General features: G+C 71.1%; 8 protein-coding genes. 6 read left to right on the top strand and 2 right to left on the bottom strand.

Annotated features, from left to right (window positions below; translation table 11 throughout):
* The first annotated feature begins 662 nt into the window (after positions 1–662).
* From ACZ6JY_RS30780 to ACZ6JY_RS30755, 6 genes are read left to right on the top strand one after another with little or no spacing between them, the layout of a single operon-like run.
* Positions 663–1,562 carry a 3-hydroxyacyl-CoA dehydrogenase family protein gene (locus ACZ6JY_RS30780; protein WP_469201054.1) on the top strand — a complete coding sequence of 300 codons (900 nt, stop codon included), beginning with the start codon at positions 663–665 and terminating at the stop codon, positions 1,560–1,562.
* A complete protein-coding gene (locus ACZ6JY_RS30775) occupies positions 1,562–2,227 on the top strand; it encodes an O-methyltransferase (RefSeq protein ID WP_469201052.1) in 666 nt (221 codons plus the stop codon). The genes ACZ6JY_RS30780 and ACZ6JY_RS30775 overlap by 1 nt, the downstream gene beginning before the upstream one ends.
* A gap of 14 nt (positions 2,228–2,241) precedes the next feature.
* Positions 2,242–2,523: an acyl carrier protein gene (locus ACZ6JY_RS30770; protein ID WP_469201051.1), complete on the top strand. Its 282-nt coding sequence runs from the start codon at positions 2,242–2,244 to the stop codon at positions 2,521–2,523.
* Complete coding sequence (locus ACZ6JY_RS30765; protein WP_469201050.1) at positions 2,516–3,616, top strand: acyl-CoA dehydrogenase family protein; 1,101 nt, start codon at positions 2,516–2,518, stop codon at positions 3,614–3,616. Before ACZ6JY_RS30770 ends, ACZ6JY_RS30765 begins: the two co-directional genes overlap by 8 nt.
* Before the next feature lie 25 nt (positions 3,617–3,641).
* A complete protein-coding gene (locus ACZ6JY_RS30760; protein WP_469201048.1) occupies positions 3,642–4,634 on the top strand; it encodes a 3-oxoacyl-[acyl-carrier-protein] synthase III C-terminal domain-containing protein in 993 nt (330 codons plus the stop codon).
* Between the two features lie 5 nt (positions 4,635–4,639).
* Positions 4,640–5,749: an HAD-IIIC family phosphatase gene (locus tag ACZ6JY_RS30755; protein ID WP_469201047.1), complete on the top strand. Its 1,110-nt coding sequence runs from the start codon at positions 4,640–4,642 to the stop codon at positions 5,747–5,749.
* On the opposite strand, the gene uriT is transcribed toward ACZ6JY_RS30755, so the two are convergent.
* Complete coding sequence (uriT, locus tag ACZ6JY_RS30750; protein WP_469201046.1) at positions 5,712–7,160, bottom strand: uridine transporter UriT; 1,449 nt, start codon at positions 7,158–7,160, stop codon at positions 5,712–5,714. The genes ACZ6JY_RS30755 and uriT overlap by 38 nt on opposite strands.
* Positions 7,157–8,104, bottom strand: a complete 948-nt coding sequence (uriH, locus tag ACZ6JY_RS30745) for a uridine-preferring nucleoside hydrolase UriH (protein WP_469201044.1) — start codon at positions 8,102–8,104, stop codon at positions 7,157–7,159. Before uriH ends, uriT begins: the two co-directional genes overlap by 4 nt.
* Between the last annotated feature and the right edge of the window lie 103 nt (positions 8,105–8,207).

The raw sequence follows: 8,207 nt of genomic DNA, 5'->3' as shown, positions 1-8,207 counted from the left end.
CGACGTTCCGCTCGCCCTCACCAGGAGGTATCCCGGTCGAACGTTTCCGGACACGATCCCCGCCGGGGCTCGGCCGCCAGCAGGTAACCCGACCCACGGGGTCCGCGCACCGTCCGTAGCGCAAATCAGCCCTCCTGTCCGTCCGGTTGTGCCCAATTGCGGCACCTTGGGCTGCTTTTGCGCGATGTAGCGTCCCGCACCGTCCACGCCTCCTGGAGGTGTGCGGGCAGCGTGCGGGCCGAACCCGGAAACGTATTCCCCGCCTGCCCCCGACATATTCACGGAAGGAGAAGAAGACGAGGAAAAAGAGAGAAGCCGCAGGCTGTACGGCATTCACGGCGGAGAGACCCGGGATTCGGGAGCTATTGGCCTCTGGCGCCACCCCAGAACAATCATGCTACGGTCGTCCGGCGCCGGATCGAAGGGGAGGAACGTGGCGTCGCATTGCGACCCGTCGAGCATCTCGTGAACGAGGCCCGACGTTTCCGGAATGGAGAATTCCGCCGGGGCGCCGCCGCGCGATGACACGGCGCGATGACGCGGCGCAGTGACCCCATAAGGCGATATCCCCAGGCGGCCCGCGCGCGCCGAGCGAAAATCCATACCCGCTTCCCGAGCGAACCATTCATCTATGTCGACCGCCAGGCAAGGGGAGGTATGCGGTGACAGAGGAAGAACCCACCCCGCGGCTGGCCGTTCTGGGCGCCGGTGTCATGGGGGTCAGCATCACCACGCTCGCCATCGGGCAGGGCGTGCCGGTGGTCCTGATCGAGACCGATCCGGCGACGCGGGCCGACGCCCCGGCCAGGATCGAGCGCGAACTGCGCATGGCCCAGCTCATGGGCGTCCACAGCCGGCAACCCCGCGCGGAGCTCGTCACCGGCGCCTCCCCTGCCGACTGCGCGGGCGCGGACGTGGTGATCGAGGCGATCACCGAGGACGCCGCCCTGAAGACCGCCGTACTGACCGAGGTGAGCCGATCGGCCGGCGCGGACACCGCGCTGGTCACCAACACCTCCTCCATCCCGGTGGACGAACTGGCGGCGAAGCTCCCGCGCCCCGAGGCCCTCCTCGGTGTCCACTTCATGAACCCCTCGTACCTGATCCGCACGGTCGAGGTGATCCGAGGCTCACAGACCTCGCCCGGGGCCGTGGACTCGGTCACACGGCTCCTCACCGCGCTCGGCCGGCGCGGCGTGTTCGTCGGCGACGGACCGGGGTTCGTCACCAGCCGCGTACTGCACCGCATGATCAACGACGCGGCCCGCATCGTGGAGGAGGGCCGGGCGAGCGCCGAGGACGTCGACACGCTGATGCAGGACTGCCTCGGGCACCGCACGGGGCCGCTGCGCACCGCCGACCTGATCGGCATCGACAACCTCGTGGACTCCCTGCGGGTCCTGCACGAGCGCACCGGCGACGAAGGGTGCCGCCCGTGCGAGCTGCTGCTGCGCAAGGTGCGCGCCGGCGAGCACGGCCGCAAGAGCGGGCAGGGCTTCTACTCCTATACGGGGGCCTACACGGGGACCTATACAGGGGCCTATACGGGAGAACCCTCCTGATGGCCGGGCAGCTCAGCGTCGACGAGACGCTCCTGGAGTACGTACGGCAGATGTCGCTGCGCGACGACGACGTACTGCGTGATCTGCGCGCCGAGACCGCGGGCATGCCCATGCTCCAGGCGATGCTGGCCCTGCCGGAGGAGGCACAGCTCCTCGCTCTCCTGGTACGGGTCACCGGGGCGCGGCGCGTCCTGGAGGTCGGCACCTTCACCGGCTACAGCAGCCTGTGCATGGCGCGCGCCCTGCCGCCCGGCGGCACAGTCGTCACCTGCGACATCAGCGAACGCTGGACCGCCGTCGCCCGGCGCTACTGGGAGCGGGCCGAGGTCGCGGACCTGATCGACCTGCGGCTCGGCGACGCCGCGCGGACGCTCGACTCCCTGACCGCGCGGCACGGCCCCGGCAGCTTCGACCTGGCCTTCGTCGACGCCGACAAGGCCAACTACGTCCGCTACTACGAGCAGGCGCTCGCCCTGGTCCGCCCCGGTGGGCTGCTCGTACTGGACAACACCCTCTTCTTCGGCAAGGTCGTCGACCCCGCCGCGCAGGACCCGGACACCCTGGCCATCCGCGAACTCAACACCCTGCTGCGGGACGACGAGCGCGTGGACATCTCCATGCTCGCCGTAGCCGACGGCCTGACCCTCGTCCACAAGAAGCCCTGAGAGGAAGCACGGAGATGAGCGAGCCCACCACCACCCCGCCCCTGTCGGCGGAGCACGTCCGGACCGAGCTGAAGCGGTTCCTGGAGGAGCGCACCAAGACGGACTGGGCGGTGGACACCGACCTCTTCGCGACCGGCGGGGTCTCCTCCCTCTTCGCGATGGAGCTGGTGGTCCACGTCGAGAAGACCTTCGGCATCGCGGTCGAGGGCCCCGACCTGCGGATCGACAACTTCCGTACGGTGAACGCCATGACGGCGCTGGTGCTCCGGCTCGCCGAAGCCGGTTCCGGTGAGTGACGGGCTCGCGGCCCTGATCGGCGCGGAGGCCGCCGACCGGGCCGCGGGGTGGGACCTGGCGGGGGCGATCCCCCCGGAGGTGCTGCGCGGGCTCGGTGCCAAGGGCGCGCTGTGCGCCGAGGTGCCCGTCGAGTACGGCGGACACGGTCTGACGGGCCGGGCCAACGGCGAACTGACCGCGCACGCGGGGGCGTTGTGCAGTTCGCTGCGGTCGGTGATGACCTCGCAGGGCATGGCAGCCTGGACCATCCAGCGCTTCGGCACCCGCCGTCAGCGCTCAGAGGAGCTGCCCCGGCTCACCTCGGGCGGCCTCGCGGCCGTGGCGTTCAGCGAACCGCAGGCGGGCAGCGACCTCTCGGCGATCGCCACCACGATCGTGGACGACGGCGACGAGGTGGTCCTGAACGGGCACAAGGTGTGGTCGACCGCCGCGGCCTACGCCGACGTCCTCATCGTCTTCGGCCGCTACCAGGACGGCGCGGCGGCCGTGGTCGTCCCCACCGACGCCCCGGGTGTCACGGTGAGCCCCATCGCCCAGCCCCTCGGCTGCCGCGCGGCGGGCCACGCGGACGTGGTCCTCGACGGCGTACGCCTGCCCGCCGGCCGGGTGCTCTCGGGCGCGAGCCAGTCACTCGGCCTGCTGACCACCATCGCCCTGACCTATGGCCGCCTGTCGGTGGCGTGGGGGTGCGTCGGCATCATCCGCGGGTGTCTGCGGGCCGCCGCCTCCCACGCCCGCCGCCGCGAACAGTTCGGCAAGCCGCTGGCCCAGCACCAGCTCGTCGCCCGGCACCTGTCGGAGCTGCTGGTCGCCGAGCAGAGCGCCACTCGGGTGTGCGAGCACGCCTCGGACCGCTGGGACAGCGGATCGCCCGAGCTGTCCGGCGAGGCGGTGCTCGCCAAGCACGTCTCCGCGGGCCATGCGGCGCACGCCGCGGCCACCGCGGTGCAGGTGCTCGCCTCGGCGGGCTCGGTGGACGGCGAGCCGGTGGCCCGCGCCTACCGGGACGCCAAGTTGATGCAGATCATCGAGGGCAGCGACGAGATCTGCCAGCTGATCCTCGCGGAACGCGCGCTGGAGAGTGTGGCATGACGACCGAGGCCCTGGAGGGTGTGGCATGACGACGGAAGCCGGGGACATGGGCACCGGAGACATCGGCATAGGGGCGATCCACTGCCTGCTGCCCGACGAGCGGGTGCCCGTCGCGGACCTGCCGGAGCTGGCCAGGCTCACCGACGACGAGCTGAAGTTCGCCGAGCAGGCCGGCATCAAGTCGGTCGGCGTCTTCCCCGACACCGAACCGACGGAACTCGCCGCACGGGCCTGCCGGGAGCTGCTCGCCGCGCACCCCGGCGTCCCCGACCTGATGCTGCACATCGGCTCCCGCGCACCCGACGTACTGATCGGCTCGGACGCGGGCAAGATCGCCCACCTCGCCGGGCTCACCGGCGTCTTCCCCTTCACCGTCGACGGCCTGGGCTGCGCGGGCTCCTCCGCGGCCTGGGGCCTGGGCCGCGACCTGCTCCTCGGCGACCCGTCCCGGCGGAGCGTCCTGCTCACCTACGGCAGCCGCCCCACCGCCGCCGACCGGGTGCGCCGCCCCGTCACCGTGATCGGGGACGGCGCGTTCGCCATGACCCTGGTGCGCGGCGGCCGGCCGCTGCTCAGGGCGCACCGCATGGAGGCGGACAGCTCCTTCCACGACCTGTTCAAGGTGGAGTACAAGAACAGTCCGTGGTCGCAGTGGCGCGAGGTGTGCGACGACAACGACCGCTACTCCTTCGAGCTGGCCATGCACAGCCGCACCAGGCTCGGCAAGCTCGTCGACCAGGTGCTCGCGGACGCGGGCATCGGCAAGGACGACGTGGCCGCCACCCTGATGCAGAACGTCACCTCCAGCGCCTTCGACTTCTACAAGGCCACGCTGGGGCTCGCGGTCCACCCGGTCTGCGCCACCCACCTCGCGGAGCTGGGCCACCTCGGCCCGATGGACGTGGTCCTGAACCTGGACAGCCTCCTCGCCACCGGTGAGGTCGGCCCCGGACAGCACGTCCTCGTCCTGAGCAACAGCCCCGTCGCCGCGTGGACGGTGACGCTGTGGGAGGTGTGAAGCCGGTGACCGACACGCAGCCGACGGTCAAGTGCCTGGTCTGGGACCTGGACAACACCCTGTGGCGCGGCACGCTCCTGGAGGACGGCGAGGTCGCCCTCCACGAGGGCCTGCGCGAGGTGATCGTCGAACTGGACTCGCGCGGCATCCTCCAGGCGATCGCCAGCCGCAACGACCACGATCACGCCTGGGAACGCCTGGAGAAGCTCGGGATGGCCGAGTACTTCGTGCTGCCGCGCATCAACTGGGGCGCCAAGTCGGCCTCCGTACGGGCCATCGCCGACGAGCTGAACTTCGCGCTGCCGACGATCGCCTTCATCGACGACCAGCCCGCCGAGCGCGCCGAGGTCGCGTTCCACCTGCCCGAGGTGCGCTGCTATCCGGCGGAGGAGGCCCTCGCTCTGCCCGGCCGCCCCGAGTTCACCCCGGCCGTCGTCACCGGCGACGCCCGCAGGCGGCGGCAGATGTACCAGGCGGGGGTCCGGCGGGAGGCGGAGCGCACCGAGCACGTCGGCACCGACGAGGAGTTCCTGCGCTCGCTCGGCCTGGAGCTGCGTGTCGAGCGCGCCGGTGACGAGGCGATCTCCCGGGTCGAGGAGCTGACCCTGCGCACCAGCCAGATGAACGCGACGGGCGTGCACTACTCCGACCGGGCCCTGCGCGACCTGATGGCCGACGAAGGGCACGAGGTGCTGGTCGCCTCGCTCGTCGACCGGTTCGGCCCGCACGGCGCGATCGGTGTGATCCTGCTGGAGCGGCGCCCCGCGTCCTGGCACATCAAGCTCCTGGCGACCTCCTGCCGTGTGGTGTCCTTCGGCGTGGGGACGGCGCTGCTGCGCTGGCTCTCCGACGAGGCCGCCCGCGCGGGGGTCCTGCTGACCGCCGGGTTCCGGCGCACCGAACGCAACCGCATGATGGAGGTCGCCTACCGCTTCGCGGGCTTCCGCGAGCACACCTGCGGCGCCGGGGCGGCGGAGGCGGACGGCGTCCAGACCCTGGCCCTCGAACCCTCCCGGCAGGACGCTCCCGCGCACCTGTCCGTGGTGGCGCCCCGCCTGTTCGATGCCTGCCGCGCACTCACTCCGTGGCTTCCGCCTCCACCGGCTTCGGGATGAGGAAGGACGTGGCGAAGGCCGCCGCGATGAGGACGACACCGGCGATCATGCCTGCCGTGTAACCGGCGGGTGAGGTCTTGTCGGCGGGTTCCGCCGCGGTCTGCACCGCGTACAGGACGGCGAAGCTGAGCCCGGCGCCGAGGTTGAAGGCGCCCGCGTTCAGACCGGGCAGGAAGCCCGGGTTCTCCTTCGGGGAGAGCACGATGCCGAGGCCGTTGAGGACGATGTTGCCCACGCCCGCGTAGGTGACGCCGATGAGGACCGACGCGGCCAGGAGCAGCACCCGCGAGTCGCCGTGCAGGGTGACCAGCATCAGTGCCACCGTCACGGCCGAGCCGATGAGACCGATGCGCAGGATGCGGCCGTAGCCGTACGTGGCGGCCATGCGCCCGGCGACGGGGCCCATGGCCAGGCCCGCGAGGGCGTACGGGGTCAGGGTCCACCAGGCGGATTGCTCGGCGCTCATGCCGAAGCCGGCCTGGGCGTCCTGGGCGAAGGCCGGGATCATGCCGTTCATCACGGCGAAGACGCCCGTCATGGTCAGGACGGTGGTCAGGAGCAGCGCCCAGGTGGAGCGTCGGCGCAGATGGCGGGTGGTGACCAGCGGGTGGCTGCTGCGGTCCTCGGTGCGCCAGAACAGGGCGAAGGCGATGGCCGTGACGACGAACAGGCCGATGACCAGCGGCCAGTTGGCGGCGCCGAGCTTGCCCGCCTCGTTCAGGGCGATGAGGGCGGCGCCGACGGAGACCACCAGGAGGGTGACTCCGGGCCAGTCCATACGGCTGTCGGCGGTGTCGGCGGCCTTGGACTCCGGGGTGAGGGTGGCGACGAGCAGCGCGGCGAGCGCGGCCACGCCTGCCATCGCCCAGAACACCGACTGGAAGCCGTGGTGGTCGGCCAGGTAGCCGCCGGCCAGGGAGTCGACGCCCGCGATGCCGCCGTTGACGGCGGTGATGACGCCGAGGAGGGTGCCGTACTTCTTGGGCTCGTGCACTTCGTTGCGCAGCATGATCAGGCAGAGCGGCACGGTGGGGCCCGAGACGCCCTGGATGACACGGCCGACGAAGAGCATGGGGACGCTCTCGGCGAGCGCCGCGACCACGCAGCCGACGACCATGAGCGCCAGCATTCCGCCGAGCACCTTGCGCCGTCCGATGAGGTCGCCCAGGCGCGGCAGGAAGAGCGAGAAGAGCGCGGCGGAGGTGAAGAACGCGGTCTGGGTCAGGCCGATCTCGGCGGAGGTCGCCCCGAGGGAGTCCTCGATGTTCTTCAGGGCCGGGCTGAGCATGCTCGCGTTGAGCTGGAAGGCGAAGCACGCCGCGAGGAGGGCGGCGACCAGGACACCGACGCGCACCGGGCGGGAGCCGCGCGCGCCGCCGGGGGCGGCGGCGGATTCGGTGAGGGCGTTCATGCGCGGACGTCCCCGATCCGCTCGAGGGCGTCCACGACGAGGTCCCAGAACCGCTGGTGGTCGAGGTCGACCGCGACCTGGGTGTGGCAGTCGTCGGGGGCGGGCGCGCGGAAGTCCGTCACGGTCATGCCGAGGGTCAGGGTGCCGGTGAGCTCGATGTCCACGGGGGCCTTGCGGACCGTCATGACGTCCGGGTCGATGACGTACGCGACCGCGCACGGGTCGTGGACCGGCGGCGCGTCGAAGCCCTGGGCCTCCAGGTACATGGCGCCGAAGAAGTCCAGGAGCTCGGTGACGAAGACGGCGGGCCCGGTGCCGACCTTCGCGATGCGCTCGACGACCTCGGGGGTGGCGAGCGCCTGGTGGGTGAGGTCGAGGCCGACCATGGTGACCGGCCAGCTCTCGTTGAAGACGATGTGCGCGGCCTCGGGGTCTATCTTGATGTTGAACTCGGCGACGGGGCTCCAGTTGCCCGTGTGGTAGCCGCCGCCCATCAGGACGACCTCGCGGACGCGCTCGACGATGCGGGGCTCCTTGCGCGCGGCCAGGGCGATGTTCGTCAGGCCCGCCGTGGGCACGATGGTGATCTCGCCGGGCTCGTGCGCCATGACCGTGTCGATGATCAGGTCGACGGCGTGGCGGTCGTCGAGGGCCAGGGTCGGCTCGGGCATGACGGGGCCGTCGATGCCGCTCTCGCCGTGGATGTCCGGGGCCGTCTCTATGGTGCGGATCAGGGGGCGGGAGCAGCCGGCCGCGAAGGGCACGCCGGTGATGTTCGCGATGCGGGCCACCGACAGGGCATTGCGGGTGACCTTCTCCAGGGTCTGGTTGCCCACCACGGTGGTGACGGCGACCAGCTCCACATCCGGGTTTCCGTGCGCCAGGAGCATGGCGATCGCGTCGTCATGTCCGGGGTCGCAGTCCAGGATGATCTTACGGGGCATCGCGGAACCTCTTTGTTCGGCTGAGCCGCCGCCACGGGGCGGCGACTCGGGAAAACGTTCTCCGAAGACTGTGTGCACGAGTGCGAATTCTGTCAATGGCCGA

Source organism: Streptomyces sp. NPDC046335 (assembly GCF_055587985.1).
This window is presented reverse-complemented; position numbering and strand designations above follow the sequence as displayed.